Genomic DNA, 14,010 nt, shown 5'->3' on the forward strand with positions numbered 1-14,010 from the left:
AGGTCGACTGCTGCCCGGCCCTTGGCCGCATCGCACGGCGCGGCACCCGGATAAGCGGGATCAACCGTTGGGGTTGCCGCCCGGAACCGTGGTGTTCAAATCCGCAACCACCACGGGGACCGCAGGGTCCAGGGGCTTGCCGGCACTGATGCCGCGGCTGCTGAGCCGGCCCGCCACCACGGTGGCCAGCTTCGAGAGCCCGAAGTTGATCAGGATGAAGATGGCTGCAACAACCACCAGCGCCTGCAGCACGTTCGCGTTGCCGGTGCCGATGAGCTTGCCGTTGAAGAGCAGTTCGTTGAAGTTGATGATGTACCCCAACGCGGAGTCCTTCAGGATGACCACAAACTGTCCGATCAGTGCCGGCAGCATCGCAATGAGCGCCTGCGGGATCTCGATGTTGCGCAGCGACTGCCCGCGGGTCAGGCCGATGGCAATGCCCGCCTCGCGCTGGCCCTTGGGCAGGCCGAAGACGCCGGAGCGGATCAGTTCGGCAACCACCGAGCCGTTGTACAGGGTCAGGCCCACGACCACTGCGACGAACGGGGCATCGCTCGGAGCCACGATCCCGGAGCGGGCCAGGATGATCCACAGGAAGATCATCATCAGCAGCACCGGGACGGCGCGGAAGAATTCCACGACGATGGAGCTGATCCAGTTGATGACCTTGTTGGTGGACAGGCGCCCGATGCCGAAGATGAACCCGAACACCATCGAGGTGACGATGGCGACGGCTGCCGCCCGGAGGGTGTTCAGCAGGCCCGGGATCAGGTAGTTCTCCCAGATGGAGCCCTTGCCGAACACGGACCACTTTTCGGCCGTCAGCTGCCCGGCGTCGTTCATGACCTTGTACAGGTAGTAGACCAGGGCGAGGGCGATCAGCACGCCAATGATGTTCACGATGACGACGCGACGGCGGGCCTTGGGGCCCGGGGCGTCGAAAAGGACCGATTCGGAGACTTTCATCGTGCCACCGCCAACTTCTTGGATAGGTAGGTGGTCAGCAGGCCCACCGGGATCACGACGATCACGAAGAACACGGCGATCGTAAGGAAGATCAGGATTCCGACATCGGCCCGAAACTCAAGCATGGTCTTCATCAGGCCGGAGATCTCGGCCACGGATCCGGCCACGGCGACCGTGGTGTTCTTGATCAAGGCGATCAGCACATTGCCCAACGGGGCGATGGCCCCGCGGAAGGCCTGCGGCAGGATGACCAGTCGGGCGGCGGGCATGAAGCTCAACCCGATTGCACGGGCCGCCTCCGCTTGTCCCAACGGCACGGTGTTCACACCGGACCGGATGGCCTCGCAGACGAATGCCGAGTGGTAGATCGTCAGGCCCACGATGGCGATCTGGAAGAAGTTGAGATTGAAATCCGAGCTGAACTGGACCTTGAAAACGCCGAAGAGCACCAGCACGCCAAAGGTCATGATGATGGTCAGCGGGGTGTTTCGGAAGATGTTCACGTAGGAGGTCCCGAAGGCACGGAAGCTGGGCACCGGCGAAATTCGCATCAGTGCCAGGATCGTGCCCAGGACCAACGACCCGATGGCTGCCCAAAATGTCAGCTGCAGGTTGCCCCAGAAGGCGGACAGCATTTGTCCGCCGTATTCATCCCATAGGGAAAGGTAGCCTTGCACGGCTTACTCCTTTAGGGTGCGGTTGGTGGAGGACCCACCCGGCACGGATTGCGTGCCGGATGGGTCCGATGAAGAAACAGTCAACGACTAGGCGCAGGGCTCAGGCGTCGGAGGGTTCAGCTTGGCATTCGGGGTGTAGCCGGTGCCCTCGGTGTTGGCCTTGAGCGACTTCTCCCATTCACCGGAATCGATCATCTTCGTGATGGCCTTGTTGATGTCGGCGCAGGTGGTGTTTTCCTTGTTCAGGCCAACTCCGTACTTCTCCTCGGAGAAGGTGTTGCCAACGACCTTGAACTTGCCCTTGTTTGCCGGGGTTGCTGCCAGGCCGGCGAGGATGATGTCATCGGTGGTGACGGCGTCGATGCCGCCGGTCTCCAGCAGGCCGAGGCAGTCGGCGTAGCCGCCCTGCTCAACGAGGGCGACACCGGGGTAGGAGTCGGAGACCTTCTTGGCCGAGGTCGAACCGGTCACCGAGCAAAGCTTCTTGCCCGTCAAGGTGTCCGGGCCGGTGATGGACGTGTCGTCCTGGCGGACCAGCAGGTCCTGGCCTGCGACGAAGTACGGGCCGGCGAAGGCAACGCGCTCCTTGCGGGCATCGGTGATCGAGTAGGTTGCGAAGATCATGTCAACCTGCTTCGTCTCCAGCAGGGTTTCGCGGTTGGCCGACGGTGCAGAGACCCACTCGATTTTGTCCTCGGCGAAGCCGAGTTCCTTCGCCACGTATTTGGCGACATCGACGTCGAAGCCCTTGTATGCCTCGCCGTCCTTGAACCCGAGACCCGGCTGGTCGAACTTGATGCCGATCTTGACTGTGTCGCCGCCGTCGCCGGTATCTCCGCCGGAACCGCCGCAGCCGGTCAGGGCCAACGCCGCGGCCGCTGCCATGGCTGCTACTGCTGAAATGCGAGACTTACGCATCGTTTCTCCTTGTTTGGTCAAGGATGAGAGCGAGTTTCTCATCCATCGAGCATGAAATGTCCTGAGGGTGGCCCTAGCTCGTGATGAGCTTGCCAAGGAAGTCCTTGGCGCGGGCACTTTGGGGGTTGGTAAAGAACTGGTCGGGCGTGGACTCTTCGACAATCTGGCCGTCGGCCATGAAGATCACTCGGTCGGCGGCCTTGCGGGCGAAGCCCATCTCGTGGGTCACCACGATCATGGTCATGCCTTCCTTGGCCAGGCCGACCATGGTGTCGAGCACCTCGTTGATCATTTCCGGGTCCAATGCGGAGGTCGGCTCGTCAAAGAGCATGACCTTCGGACGCATGGCCAGGGCGCGGGCAATGGCAACGCGTTGCTGCTGACCGCCGGAGAGCTGTGCCGGAAGCTTGTCCTTCTGGTTTGCAACACCAACCCGCTCCAGGAGGGTGAGCGCGAGCTTGTCGGCTTCGGATTTCTTCATCCCCTTGGCCTTGATCGGGCCGAGGGTAACGTTCTCCAAAATCGTTTTGTGTGCAAAAAGGTTAAACGACTGGAAAACCATGCCGACATCGGCACGGAGTTTGGCCAGCATCTTCCCTTCTTCTGGCAACACCTTTCCATCGATCTCGATGGTCCCGCTATCGATGGTTTCCAGGCGGTTGATGGTGCGGCATAGGGTCGATTTGCCCGAGCCCGAGGGGCCCAGAACCACGACGACCTCACCCTTGGTGACTTCAAGGTTGATGTTCTGCAGAACATGGAGTTGGCCATAGTGCTTGTTCACTGCGGATAGCCTGACGATAGGAGTCAGGTCCGACTTAGCGCTATTCGAGTGGGAATCAGTGCTCATGACATGAACCCTATCCGAAGTGACGCGCTTCACGGCGACATTTTGGCTAGTCGATGCCAAATCTTTGCCTAAACGCGCCGTGACGCGGCCAGTGGGAGCAGGTATTGCCGATACAGTGGGGGGCATGCAACGCCAGAATTCGCAATCCAAGAACTTTGATTCCCTGCCGGATCCCGCACGCAGGAAGGGCTCGGTTGTCTTGCGCCGGGCACAGGCGAAAACCGAGCAATCCGACGCCTACTTGCTCGATACGCGCGAAAACCAGGATTTCACCCATTCCGACCCTTGGCGGGTGCTGCGCATCCAGAGCGAATTCGTTGAGGGGTTCGGCGCGCTTGCCGGGTTGGGGCCGGCCATCAGTGTGTTCGGCTCGGCCCGCACGCAGCGTGGATCGGAACGGTACATCCAGGCCGAGAAGATCGGCGAGCTCATTGCCGCCGCCGGGGTGGCAGTGATCACCGGCGGCGGACCCGGAGCCATGGAAGCCGCGAACAAGGGCGCCGTGGCAGCCGGTGGGATCTCCGTCGGCTTGGGCATCGAGCTTCCCTTCGAAACCGGTCTCAACGAGTGGGTGGACCTGGGAATCAATTTCCGGTATTTCTTTGCCAGAAAGACGATGTTCGTCAAGTACTCGCAAGGATTTATTGTCTTGCCGGGCGGCTACGGAACCTTGGATGAACTCTTCGAGGCGCTGACCCTGGTCCAAACGGAAAAGGTCACGGGATTCCCGATTGTTTTGGTGGGCACCTCCTATTGGGGTCCGCTTCTGGAATGGCTGAGAAACACTGTTGCCGAAGAGGGTGCAATTTCCGTTTCAGACATTGACTTGGTCCACATCACCGACGATATCGAAGAAGCCGTGGATATCGTGGTGAATTCCGCCCGCCCCAATGGGTTTATCGCTGCCGAATAAAACCCAACAGATTCATTCCCCACACCGAAGGAGCCCAGGTTGGTGTACATGTTGTTGGTGGTCGCCATCGTGATACTCGGTGCCGGGGTGTGCCTCGGAGTCGGCACCAAACGCAGTCGCACCAGCCAGGACGGACGCCGTTTCGAACCGATTCGTGGTCCGCTCCAAGGGCTGGTGGAGCCGGTCGCCAGCTTGCCTCCGGTGCTCCTTCCCGCGCGGCCACGCGCCGAGGACGTCGACTCGGTGAATTTCTCCTTGGGCCTGCGGGGGTACCGCTGCGATCAGGTCGACGAGGTCCTCGATGCGCTTTCGGCCGAGATTTCCCGGTTGCATGAGGTCATCGCGGCACACGGAAAAGACCCTGTGATTAGCAACACGAGCCATTCTTCGGAATAATAGGACGTAGCAAGTTGAAAGCGGATCACTAACGTCATGATTTGCCGATTAACTCACCACTGGGTGAAGGACCAAAAGCCCTTTACCTCAAATGAAAGGGAACAGCGCTAATGGCTGCGATGAAACCACGTACCGGGGATGGTCCGATGGAAGTCACAAAGGAAGGCCGTAGCCTGATCATGCGCGTACCGATTGACGGTGGCGGACGTCTGGTTGTCGAGCTGAATGCCGACGAGGCCGCCGAGCTGCGCGAATGCCTTGTAGGTGCCACCGAGTAGTGCTCGGTGTCGAAATGCCGCGGGGCGGGACTTGGCCGGTAAGGCCAGGTGCCCGCCCCGAGGTGTGTCACGGGGCGGATGCGGCCTGGCGCTGTTGGAACCCTGCGGCGTCCCAGGACGCAGGGGTCAAGTTAGCCGATGCGGGCTGCGATCTGCAGACCCAGTCCCGTGGGCACCAGCGTGGAGACGAATCGTTCATCCTCGCGCAGCATGCGGGTCGCATTGCGCGTGGCCACGGTGCTGGGCCGTCGGACCGCGGGCTTGGGGACCCGATGCTGGTCGAAGGCGTCGTGCATGATGACCATCCCGCCGACCTTGACCAGGCGAATGGCCTGGGTGACGTACTCGAGCAGGTGCGTCTTGTCGGCATCGATGAACACCAGGTCGTACGCGCCGTCGGTGAGCCTGGGCAGCACGGCCTGGGCCCGGCCGGAAATGGCGCGGGTGCGGGAACCGTCGACGCCGGCGTCATGGAATGCCTCGCGGGCGGCGGCCAGGTGGTCGACATCGATGTCGATGGTGGTCAATGCGGACTGCTTTCCCGCCCCGCGCAGCAGGCTGGTGCCCGACACCCCGACCCCGGTCCCGATTTCCACGATGTTCCGGGCCCCGGAGACGGCAGCCAGGACCGTGAGGAAACCGGCGGTGGCAGAACCCACCGATTCGACCCCCAGCTCGCGTCCGCGTTCGCGGGCCCGCTCGAGCACCGCATCCTCCGGGGCTTGGGCCTGTGCATATGTCCAGCTGCTAAAGATGTCCAGGTTCATGGTTGTGCAGCAAGTCCTTTGCGGTGCGAAAGAGAGTACATGTGCGAGCGGTGCGGCCGGGATGCGGCAGCGGAACCGATCGCGTCGGAGGGAAAACCCTGCGCCCATCTTATCCCCGTGCGGGCGGCCCCGCCCGGGAACGCCAAACCAAAGTGGGGGCACAGGCCGCTTTCAGCTTCTGCTCAGGAGCCTACGCGAGACTTGTTGTCGTGAATGCATCGAAATTGTCCGTGACCAGCAACGTACGCTCCCTTGAGGAGCCTGCGGAGCACACGGTGCCCAGCTGGGACGAAATCGTCAGGGACCATTCGCCGCGGGTATACCGCCTGGCCTACCGGCTGACCGGCAACAGGCAAGACGCCGAGGACCTGGCCCAGGAGACCTTCGTCAGGGTCTTCCGCTCCCTGCACACCTTCACCCCGGGCACCATCGGCGGCTGGCTCCACCGCATCACCACGAACCTGTTCCTGGACCAGGCCCGCCGCAAGTCCCGGATCCGCTTCGACGGACTGGCCGAGGATGCCGAGGCCAAGATCCCCGGGACCGCACCGGGACCGGAACGCAGTTTTGAATACAACAACCTGGATGTCGACGTGCAGGCGGCGCTCGAAGCGCTGGGCCCCGAATTCCGGGCGGCCGTGGTCCTGTGCGACCTGGAGGGACTGTCTTACGAAGAGGTCTCCGAAGCGCTAAACGTGAAGCTTGGAACGGTCCGCTCACGCATCCACCGCGGGCGGGGGATGCTGCGCGAGAAGCTGGCGCACCGCAACCCCGCCGCCCGGCAGCCTGCAACGATCTCGTTGCCCAAGATTCGGCGGACGATCCCGGGAGTGCGCTAGGGCATGCATCGTTATGAACGTTGGATGGGTGAATACGTCGCCGGCTCCCTGGAGGGGCGCCGCGCGCAGGCATTGGAACGGCACGTGCAGCATTGCGCGCAGTGTTTGGCGGCGCTGGGACATGCCCGGCGCGTCGGGTCGCGCGGGCCGGCGTCGGTGCCCCGTCCACTGGGCCCGCTGAACGCCCAAACCCTGCTGGGCACACACTACTCGCTGCCGCGTGAACGCGAAGCCGGATCCCGCAGTGCCGCCGCCTTTGTGCCCATGGCCGTGTTGCTGATGGTCTTCGCCCTGGTGGGCACGATCGCCGCGATGTCATGGTTCCTCGGTGCACCGGCTGCCCAGGGGGCACCGGAGCGTGATCCGGCGGAATCCTTCAGTGCCTCGGCCCGCAACCTGGATGCCGAAGCCATCAACCAATTGCGCCAGGCCGGCTGGACCTGCCCGGTGATCGAAGCCGCGGGGTTCACCCTCACCTCCGCCACCGGGTCGCTGAACCAGGGCGAGGCGACCGTGACCCTGGTGCTGAGCGACAGCCGGCACACCGTGCAGGTGGCCGAGACCCGGGCCCTTTCCGGCAGCCCGGCCGCGTCGCTGCAGAAGTCCGTGGCAGCCGGGGCAACCGCCGACCCGACCTCGGGCATGCTCACCGAGCTGGGGCACCGCCTGGGCGCCAAGGCGGCGGCAGCGGTCACGTATGCTGATGGAACCGCCACGTTGAACATGGAAGACGTCAAGTACAAGGTCACCACGAATCTTTCCAAGTCAGACGTGGAAGGGATCCTGCAGCGGCTGGTCGTGGGGGAGCACACGCGCATTGTGTCGCTGGACCCGGCGGCCGAGAATTTCTCCCAGCGCCTGCTGCGGGGCTTTTCCCGCCTCATGGTTTTGGACTTCCAGTAGCAAATGGCCTCACCGCCGCTCGAAAGCAGGTAGTCTACAAAGGTGTTTTTGGGAATCAATGGCAGTGAACTGCTCGTGCTTGCGGTGTTGGCCGTGGTTATTTTGGGACCCGAAAAGCTGCCGGAATACGCCGCCCAGCTGGCGCGCCTGGTCAAGGAGCTGCGCCGCATGGCCACCGGGGCCAAGGAACAGCTGCGCGAAGAGGTCGGCGACGACATCGCCGACATGGATTGGCGCAAGCTCGACCCGCGCCAATACGACCCGCGGAAGATCATCAAGGACGCGCTGCTTGAGGACTTCGAGGATGCCGTGTCCGCGGTGAAGGAAACCCCGGCCATCGCGCAGCGTCCGGTGGCGATCGCCCGCAGCGCTCCGCTGGCCCCGCACGAGCCGGCGCCCTTCGACAACGAGGCGACCTGATCCCACGGCCCGTGGCCCCGGGAGTTGACCCCCGCATCGGGGCCCGGACAAGGAATGTGAACGGCGAAGGCGGCATCCACCGGATGCCGCCTTCGTTCTGCCCGCCGGGCGGGTGTCCGGCTTGGCCGGCCGGCGCGGCAGGAGCCCGGTGGGGGCGTCGGGGCGCCTAGACCGGGGTGACGCCCAGTTTCAGGCCCGCCAGGCCGCGTGGGCGGCGGGTGAGGGCCCTTGACATGGCAACGATCTGCACCGCTGCCGGCGACTCGGGGTGCGAGAGCACCAGCGGGACCCCCGCGTCGCCCCCGGCCCGCAGCATCGGATCCAGTGCGACCTGCCCCAGCAGCGGAACCTCGGTGCCCAGCACCAGCTCCAGGCGCTTGGCCAGCTCCGCCCCGCCCCCGGCGCCGAAGACCTCCATGGTGGACCCGTCGGGCAACACCAGCCAGCTCATGTTCTCGATGACGCCCACGACCTTCTGCCCGGTCTGCACCGCAATGGACCCGGCGCGCTCGGCGACCTGGGCGGCGGCGGCCTGCGGGGTGGTGACCACCACCAGCTCGGAGCCGGGCAAAAGCTGGGAGACGGAGATGGCGATGTCCCCGGTGCCCGGGGGCAAATCCAGCAGCAGCACGTCCAGGTCCCCGAAGTGCACGTCGGTGAGGAATTGCTCCAGCGCCCGGTGCAGCATCGGCCCGCGCCAGATCACCGGCTTGTTGTCCGGCACGAACATGCCGATGGAGATGACCTTCACCCCGTGGGCCACGGGCGGCAGGATCATCTCGTCCACGCGGGTGGGCTTCGCCTCCGGGATGCCCAGCAGCCCGGGGATGGAAAAGCCGTGCACGTCGGCGTCGATGAGCCCGACGCGCAACCCGTCCGCGGCCATCGCACAGGCCAGGTTGGCGGTCAGCGAGGACTTGCCGACCCCGCCCTTGCCGCTGGCGATGCCGATGACCCGGGTCAGCGAGGAGGGGTCGGAGAACGGGACGGAGCGGCTTTTTAGCGACTCGCGCAGCTCGGCCCGCTGCGTCGGGCTCATCACGCCCAGCTCCAGCTTCACCTCGCGGACCTCTGGCAGGCCCGCCAGGGCGGCGGAGACGTCGGACTCGATGGTGGAGCGCATCGGGCAGGCGGCGATGGTCAGCAGCACCTTCACATGTGCGGCGCCATCGGCCAGGACGGCCGATTCGACCATGCCCAGCTCGGTGATGGGGCGGCGCAGCTCGGGGTCCTGGACGGTGGCCAGTGCTTCAAGGAGCCGGGGTTCAAGGCTCATGGGGTGTCGTTCCTTCGGGTGCGCCGTTCGCGGCGCGGCGCGGGGACCTGGGGGATCAGCCCGGTGTTGGTGGAGGTGCGGTCGCGGCGCCGCGGGTTCCGGGCGCGCAGGTTCAGTTCCTCGCCGTCGCTGGTTTCCAGCAGGTCCTCCAGGGCCGAGCGCAGCTCGGAGCGGACGTAGTCGCGGGTCGCGACGTCGCGCAGGGCAATGCGCAGGGCGGCGAGCTCGCGGGTGAGGTACTCGGTGTCCGAGAGGTTGCGTTCGGCCCGGCCGCGGTCCTCGGACAGCGAGACCCGGTCGCGGTCGTCCTGCCGGTTCTGGGCCAGCAGCAGCAGCGGGGCCGCGTAGGAGGCCTGCAGCGAGAGCATCAGGGTCAGCGCGGTGAAGCCCAGCGCCGCGGAGTCGAAGCGCCAGCCCTCGGGGGCCATGGTGTTCCAGATCAGCCAGAACACGCAGAAGATCGTCATGTAGAAGAGGAACTGCGGGGTGCCCATGAAGCGAGCGAACTTCTCGGTGCTGGACCCGAACCGGTCCGGGTTCGGGGAGAAGCGCGGGAAGAAGCGGGCACGCGCGGTCATCGGGGTGTCGAGGCCGGTCGACACCCGCCGGTTTTCAGCCATGGGGCCCTCCATTCACTGGTGGTTTCGGGGTGCCGGACACCTCGGTGTCCGGGACATGCACGGCGGCGCCGTCGGGGTGGTCGTCGTGGGTGCGCCAGTCGTCGGGCAGCAGGTGGTCCAGCACGTCGTCCACGGTCACCGCCCCGACCAGCCGGCCGTCGTCGTTCACCACGGCCAGCGAGGTCAGGTTGTAGCTGGCCAGGGTGCGGGCGACCTCGGCGACGCCCGCCTGGTCGTCGATGGGCTCGACGTCGGAGTCCAGGATGTTGCCCAGGGATTCCGGCGGCGGGGTGCGCAGCAGCGCCTGGATGTGCACCGCCCCCAGGTAGCGCCCCGTGGGGGTCTCCAGCGGGGGACGGGTGACGAACACCGTGGAGGCCAGCGCGGGGCTCAATTCCTCGCGGCGGACCGCGGCCAGGGCCTCGGCGACGGTGGCCTCGGGGGAGAGGATCACCGGGACCGGGGTCATCATCGACCCGGCGGTGCCCTCGGCGTATTCGAGCAGGCGGCGCACGTCGCGCGCCTCCTCGGGCTCCATCAATTCGAGCAGTGCGTGCTTGGTGTCCTCGGAGAGCTCGCCCAACAGGTCGGCGGCGTCGTCGGGGTCCATTTCCTCCAGCACGTCGGCGGCGCGTTCCATGTCCAGGGCGGAGATGATCTGCACCTGCTCGTCGTCGGGCATCTCCTGCAGCACGTCGGCCAGGCGTTCGTCCTGCAGCTCGGAGGCGACCTCGACGCGGCGCTTTTGGTTCATCTCGTGCAGCGCGTCGGCGAAGTCGGCGGGCTTCATCTCGTCGTGGGCGGCGACGTAGGTGCTGGCGGCCTGCGGCTCGTGCAGCGCGGTGTGCATGATCGCGTCCCAGGGCACCAGCAGCCGCTCCCCGCGCGCCCGGCGCAGTCCCAGCAGCCCGGAGGCCGGGTCGCCGCGGCGAACGTAGTAGTCGGAGATGATCCAGTCCCCGTTGCGTTCGCGGGCCAGCCCGATGTCCTCGACCACGGCGTTGCCGCTGCCGTCCTCGAAGACCACGCGCYGGTCGAAGAGCTCGGCCGCGACCAGGATCTCCGCGCCGCGCTGGACGAAGCGGCGCATGTTCACCAGGCCGGTGCAGATGATCTGCCCGGACTCCATGGCCTGGATGCGCGTCATGGGCACGAAGACCCGCCGTTTGCCGGGCACCTCGACGACCACGCCGACGCATTGGGCGGGCTTGGTGGCCAGGCGTGAGATGACCACGACATCGCGCAGCCGTCCCAGGCGGTCGCCCAGGGGGTCAAAGACGTCAAGGCCCAGCAGGCGTGCGATGAAGACCTTCGTAGAATTGCTGCTCACGCTCTCTAGGCTACTGCCTACGCCGCACCCGGACCCGGTTTGGTCGATGTGTTGAGCGCGACGCCGCCAAACCCCGCGGCGCGCCGCCCGCGCTTTCACCTTCAGCGATCAAGCCCGGTCTTCTGCCCGCGCAACGTGCACAATGGATATATGTCTTCCCCACTTGGTGCGTCCCCGTCCAACCCGAACTCGCTCGGCCTGCCGCGCGGCGAGCTTTTGGGGCGCTACAACACGTACCTGGACGCGCAGAAAGTGGTCGACTACCTGGCCGACAACGACTTCCCGGTCGCGAACCTCACGATCGTGGGCAACGACCTCAAGTCCGTGGAGCGGGTCACCGCCAAGCTCAGCTACCCGAAGGTTGCCGCCGCGGGTGCGGCGCAGGGCGCGATGTTCGGCGTGTTCGTCGGCCTGGTGCTGACCATCTTCAGCCCGGGCTCCAATGCGCTGGCGCAGATCCTGTCCTCGGTGGGCATCGGCATGGCCATCTGGATGCTGGTGGGCGTGGTGAGCTACTCGTTCAGGCGCGGCAAGCGCGACTTCGCCTCGCAGTCCCAGGTGCTGGCCACCAGCTACGACGTGGTGGTGTCGTTCTCCCATGCGCATGCTGCACGCGCGATGGCCGCCAAGCTGCCGATGAGCCGCACGGCCGCTGACGCCGGGGTCGGCGCCAACCACGGCACGCACCAGCACCAGCCTCCGGCGCAGACCCAGGCGCCCGCCCAGCCCGAGGCACCCACGGTGCCGTCCGCCCCGTCGACGGGCAGCTATTCGGACCTGCCCGACGGGCGCCCCCAGTTCGGCATCCGGATCCAGGACAACCCACCTGCCGTTGTTCCCGCACCCGAGCCGGCACCCGCACCCGCGCCCGAGCCGGCCGCGGAGCCGGAAACGAAGCCCGAAGCGGACGCACCTGCTGATGGCGATGCACCGGCGCCGAACGGATCGGGCCCAGAGGCGCACAAGCACAACCAGGCGGAACACGGCAAGCACTCCTAGGCCGGGCAGGCCGCGACCCGGCCAAACCGGTACGCGAACCGGAGGGACGCAAGGCCACAGGCGGCCCCGTGATACAACGTGAAACACCAACGGCGGTCCTTCACCCGAAAGGGTGGGGACCGCCGTTGCCATGCCAGGGGTCATCCGCCGGGTCGCAGCCGGATCTAGCCCTTGCGGACCTGCGCCATCCAGGCCTCGACGTCGGCCGGGGTGCGGGGAAGCGCCGCGGAGAGGTTCACGCATCCGTCGGCCGTGACCAGTACGTCGTCCTCGATGCGCACGCCGATGCCGCGGTATTCCGCCGGCACGGCAAGGTCCTCGTTCTTGAAGTACAGCCCCGGCTCGATGGTGAAGACCATGCCCTCCTCCAGGATCCCGTCCAGGTACAGATCGGCCTTGGCCTGCGCGCAGTCGTGCACGTCCAGGCCCAGGTGGTGGCTGGTGCCGTGCGGCATCCAGCGGCGGTGCTGCTGGCCCTCGGGGGACAGCGCCTCTTCCAGCGGCACCGGCAGCAGGCCCCAGGCGTCGAGGTTCCGCGCCAGCACCGTGACGGCGGTGGTGTGCAGGTCGCGGAACCTGGTGCCGGGCTTGGCGACGGCGAAGGCGGCATCGGCCGCGTCGAGCACCGCCTGGTAGATCTTGCGCTGCACCTCCGTGTAGGTGCCGTTGACCGGCAGGGTGCGGGTGACGTCGGCCGTGTACAGCGACTCGGCCTCCACCCCGGCGTCCAGCAGCAGCAGGTCGCCGTCGTTGACGGTGCCGTTGTTGTTGATCCAGTGCAGCACCGTGGCGTTGTTGCCCGAGGCGGCGATGGTGTCGTAACCCAAGTCGTTGCCCTCTTCGCGGGCACGGGCGAAGAAGGCGCCCTCGACCACGCGCTCGCCGCGCTCGTGGGTCATGGCACGGTCCAGCGACTTGACCACTTCGTGGAAGCCGTTGACGGTGGCGGCCACCGACTTCTTCATCTCGCCGATTTCCCAGGCGTCCTTGACCAGGCGGATCTCGCTCAAGGCCTCGGTGAGTTCCCCGTCCAGGGCGTCGGAGGCTTCCAGGTCCACGCCGGTGTTGATGCGGGAGGTGTCGACCAGTGCGTCGCAGTTCAAATCGACATCGCGCAGCAGGCGGATGCGCATGCCGCCGAATTCCACCACGCCGGCATCGGTGGTGATGGCGAACTCCAGGCCGGTGAGGTCTGCGGTGGGCAGGCCCAGTCGGGCCTGCAGCAGGGCCAGGGTCGGGCGCGGGCCAATCCAGAATTCGCCGCTGCGGGCGCTGGAGTAGAACTCCTCGGAATCGCGACCGGCCATCGGGGCGAAGTAGAGCGTGGAAACATGGTTCGAACCGTTGTCCCCGGAACCCTCAGTGGCCGGCTCCATGACCAGGACCGCGTCGGGCTCGTGGTCAAGGCCCAGGCCGGTCAGATGGGCGAAGCCCGAGTGCGGGCGGAAGCGGTAGTCGGTGTCGTTGGAGCGGACCTTGTGCGGTCCGGCCGGAATGACCAGGCGCTCGCCCGGGAAGCGGGCGGAAATCGCGGCGCGGCGCTTGGCCGCATACGGTGCCACTTCGTCCTGGCCGGGAAGTTCGGCGGTGTCGGGAGCCCAAGAGGACGCCATGAATGCCTTGAAAGCCTCGGAGTTGGGGCGCTGGGAACGGTTGTTCACGCGCTCTTCGAGGGGCTGGTCGCTGCCGGTGGTGGTGGTTGCATCAGTGCTCATTGACCAATCGTCTCAAAGCCCGGGCGCATACGCCAAGGCGCCCGGCACTGTGCGTGGTGCCAACGCGGGCGCGGTCCCTGCTATCGGCCCGATCAGGCCCCCAACTGTCCGTCGAAGTCGCGGCATCGACCCACGGTGGTCCC

At 65.9% G+C, this 14,010-nt stretch carries 16 protein-coding genes; 7 read left to right on the forward strand and 9 right to left on the reverse strand.

Features of this window, described 5'->3' with window-relative positions; genetic code table 11:
* Nucleotides 1-60: 60 nt before the first annotated feature.
* The 4 genes from BLJ79_RS02480 to BLJ79_RS02495 all read right to left on the reverse strand — a co-directional run bounded on the left by BLJ79_RS02480 (nucleotide 61) and on the right by BLJ79_RS02495 (nucleotide 3,411).
* A complete protein-coding gene (locus BLJ79_RS02480; protein WP_071213067.1) occupies nucleotides 61-966 on the reverse strand; it encodes an amino acid ABC transporter permease in 906 nt (301 codons plus the stop codon).
* Complete coding sequence (locus BLJ79_RS02485) at nucleotides 963-1,643, reverse strand: amino acid ABC transporter permease (RefSeq protein ID WP_071213069.1); 681 nt, start codon at nucleotides 1,641-1,643, stop codon at nucleotides 963-965. The genes BLJ79_RS02480 and BLJ79_RS02485 overlap by 4 nt, the downstream gene beginning before the upstream one ends.
* Before the next feature lie 87 nt (nucleotides 1,644-1,730).
* Nucleotides 1,731-2,561 carry a glutamate ABC transporter substrate-binding protein gene (locus BLJ79_RS02490; protein ID WP_071213070.1) on the reverse strand — a complete coding sequence of 277 codons (831 nt, stop codon included), beginning with the start codon at nucleotides 2,559-2,561 and terminating at the stop codon, nucleotides 1,731-1,733.
* Nucleotides 2,562-2,634: 73 nt separating this feature from the next.
* Nucleotides 2,635-3,411, reverse strand: coding sequence for an amino acid ABC transporter ATP-binding protein (locus BLJ79_RS02495; protein WP_071213071.1), 777 nt, complete (start codon nucleotides 3,409-3,411; stop codon nucleotides 2,635-2,637).
* Between the two features lie 124 nt (nucleotides 3,412-3,535).
* Between BLJ79_RS02495 and BLJ79_RS02500 the strand changes: the two genes are divergently transcribed.
* From BLJ79_RS02500 to BLJ79_RS02510, 3 genes are all read left to right on the forward strand, one after another.
* A complete protein-coding gene (locus BLJ79_RS02500; RefSeq protein WP_071213072.1) occupies nucleotides 3,536-4,324 on the forward strand; it encodes an LOG family protein in 789 nt (262 codons plus the stop codon).
* 48 nt (nucleotides 4,325-4,372) lie between these two features.
* The gene (locus tag BLJ79_RS02505) at nucleotides 4,373-4,720 is read left to right on the forward strand and encodes a DivIVA domain-containing protein (RefSeq protein ID WP_071213252.1); all 348 of its coding nucleotides are present in this window, start codon (nucleotides 4,373-4,375) and stop codon (nucleotides 4,718-4,720) included.
* A gap of 110 nt (nucleotides 4,721-4,830) precedes the next feature.
* Entirely contained in the window at nucleotides 4,831-4,998 is a 168-nt protein-coding gene (locus BLJ79_RS02510) for a DUF3117 domain-containing protein (RefSeq protein ID WP_007269948.1), read from the forward strand.
* Nucleotides 4,999-5,129: 131 nt separating this feature from the next.
* Here the strand turns inward: BLJ79_RS02510 and BLJ79_RS02515 are convergent, their stop codons facing one another.
* On the reverse strand, nucleotides 5,130-5,765 hold the full coding sequence (locus BLJ79_RS02515) for an O-methyltransferase (protein WP_071213073.1): 636 nt from the start codon (nucleotides 5,763-5,765) through the stop codon (nucleotides 5,130-5,132).
* A 224-nt stretch (nucleotides 5,766-5,989) separates the two neighbouring features.
* Between BLJ79_RS02515 and sigE the strand changes: the two genes are divergently transcribed.
* Genes sigE through BLJ79_RS02530 form a run of 3 tightly spaced genes read left to right on the forward strand, consistent with a single transcriptional unit; the run spans nucleotide 5,990 to nucleotide 7,927 of the window.
* Nucleotides 5,990-6,604, forward strand: a complete 615-nt coding sequence (sigE, locus tag BLJ79_RS02520) for an RNA polymerase sigma factor SigE (RefSeq protein ID WP_071213253.1) — start codon at nucleotides 5,990-5,992, stop codon at nucleotides 6,602-6,604.
* Between the two features lie 24 nt (nucleotides 6,605-6,628).
* Nucleotides 6,629-7,507 (forward strand): zf-HC2 domain-containing protein, encoded by an 879-nt coding sequence (locus tag BLJ79_RS02525; protein WP_071213074.1) that lies wholly within the window; start codon nucleotides 6,629-6,631, stop codon nucleotides 7,505-7,507.
* Between the two features lie 42 nt (nucleotides 7,508-7,549).
* Nucleotides 7,550-7,927: a sec-independent translocase gene (locus BLJ79_RS02530; RefSeq protein WP_071213075.1), complete on the forward strand. Its 378-nt coding sequence runs from the start codon at nucleotides 7,550-7,552 to the stop codon at nucleotides 7,925-7,927.
* A 166-nt stretch (nucleotides 7,928-8,093) separates the two neighbouring features.
* On the opposite strand, the gene BLJ79_RS02535 is transcribed toward BLJ79_RS02530, so the two are convergent.
* From BLJ79_RS02535 to BLJ79_RS02545, 3 genes are read right to left on the reverse strand one after another with little or no spacing between them, the layout of a single operon-like run.
* On the reverse strand, nucleotides 8,094-9,203 hold the full coding sequence (locus tag BLJ79_RS02535; RefSeq protein ID WP_071213076.1) for an Mrp/NBP35 family ATP-binding protein: 1,110 nt from the start codon (nucleotides 9,201-9,203) through the stop codon (nucleotides 8,094-8,096).
* Nucleotides 9,200-9,823, reverse strand: coding sequence for a DUF1003 domain-containing protein (locus BLJ79_RS02540; RefSeq protein ID WP_071213077.1), 624 nt, complete (start codon nucleotides 9,821-9,823; stop codon nucleotides 9,200-9,202). Before BLJ79_RS02540 ends, BLJ79_RS02535 begins: the two co-directional genes overlap by 4 nt.
* Nucleotides 9,816-11,153: a magnesium transporter MgtE N-terminal domain-containing protein gene (locus tag BLJ79_RS02545; protein ID WP_083410947.1), complete on the reverse strand. Its 1,338-nt coding sequence runs from the start codon at nucleotides 11,151-11,153 to the stop codon at nucleotides 9,816-9,818. Before BLJ79_RS02545 ends, BLJ79_RS02540 begins: the two co-directional genes overlap by 8 nt.
* A 150-nt stretch (nucleotides 11,154-11,303) precedes the next feature.
* Here BLJ79_RS02545 and BLJ79_RS02550 point away from each other — a divergent pair, with 150 nt between their 5' ends.
* Entirely contained in the window at nucleotides 11,304-12,152 is an 849-nt protein-coding gene (locus BLJ79_RS02550; RefSeq protein WP_071213078.1) for a YflT domain-containing protein, read from the forward strand.
* A gap of 164 nt (nucleotides 12,153-12,316) precedes the next feature.
* Here BLJ79_RS02550 and BLJ79_RS02555 read toward each other — a convergent pair whose 3' ends face one another.
* Nucleotides 12,317-13,867: an aminopeptidase P family protein gene (locus BLJ79_RS02555; RefSeq protein WP_071213079.1), complete on the reverse strand. Its 1,551-nt coding sequence runs from the start codon at nucleotides 13,865-13,867 to the stop codon at nucleotides 12,317-12,319.
* Between the last annotated feature and the right edge of the window lie 143 nt (nucleotides 13,868-14,010).

This window comes from Arthrobacter sp. UCD-GKA (genome assembly GCF_001863355.1).
GTDB lineage: Bacteria > Actinomycetota > Actinomycetes > Actinomycetales > Micrococcaceae > Paeniglutamicibacter.

Excerpts from the sequence above, each read along its gene's own strand:
- BLJ79_RS02495 (WP_071213071.1), bottom strand. The coding sequence starts at position 3,411 with ATGAGCACTGATTCCCACTCGAATAGCGCTAAGTCGGACCTGACTCCT.
- BLJ79_RS02550 (WP_071213078.1), top strand. The coding sequence starts at position 11,304 with ATGTCTTCCCCACTTGGTGCGTCCCCGTCCAACCCGAACTCGCTCGGC.
- BLJ79_RS02515 (WP_071213073.1), bottom strand. The coding sequence starts at position 5,765 with ATGAACCTGGACATCTTTAGCAGCTGGACATATGCACAGGCCCAAGCC.
- BLJ79_RS02510 (WP_007269948.1), top strand. The coding sequence starts at position 4,831 with ATGGCTGCGATGAAACCACGTACCGGGGATGGTCCGATGGAAGTCACA.
- BLJ79_RS02505 (WP_071213252.1), top strand. The coding sequence starts at position 4,373 with ATGTTGTTGGTGGTCGCCATCGTGATACTCGGTGCCGGGGTGTGCCTC.
- BLJ79_RS02480 (WP_071213067.1), bottom strand. The coding sequence starts at position 966 with ATGAAAGTCTCCGAATCGGTCCTTTTCGACGCCCCGGGCCCCAAGGCC.
- BLJ79_RS02500 (WP_071213072.1), top strand. The coding sequence starts at position 3,536 with ATGCAACGCCAGAATTCGCAATCCAAGAACTTTGATTCCCTGCCGGAT.
- BLJ79_RS02555 (WP_071213079.1), bottom strand. The coding sequence starts at position 13,867 with ATGAGCACTGATGCAACCACCACCACCGGCAGCGACCAGCCCCTCGAA.
- BLJ79_RS02490 (WP_071213070.1), bottom strand. The coding sequence starts at position 2,561 with ATGCGTAAGTCTCGCATTTCAGCAGTAGCAGCCATGGCAGCGGCCGCG.
- BLJ79_RS02540 (WP_071213077.1), bottom strand. The coding sequence starts at position 9,823 with ATGGCTGAAAACCGGCGGGTGTCGACCGGCCTCGACACCCCGATGACC.
- BLJ79_RS02525 (WP_071213074.1), top strand. The coding sequence starts at position 6,629 with ATGGGTGAATACGTCGCCGGCTCCCTGGAGGGGCGCCGCGCGCAGGCA.
- BLJ79_RS02535 (WP_071213076.1), bottom strand. The coding sequence starts at position 9,203 with ATGAGCCTTGAACCCCGGCTCCTTGAAGCACTGGCCACCGTCCAGGAC.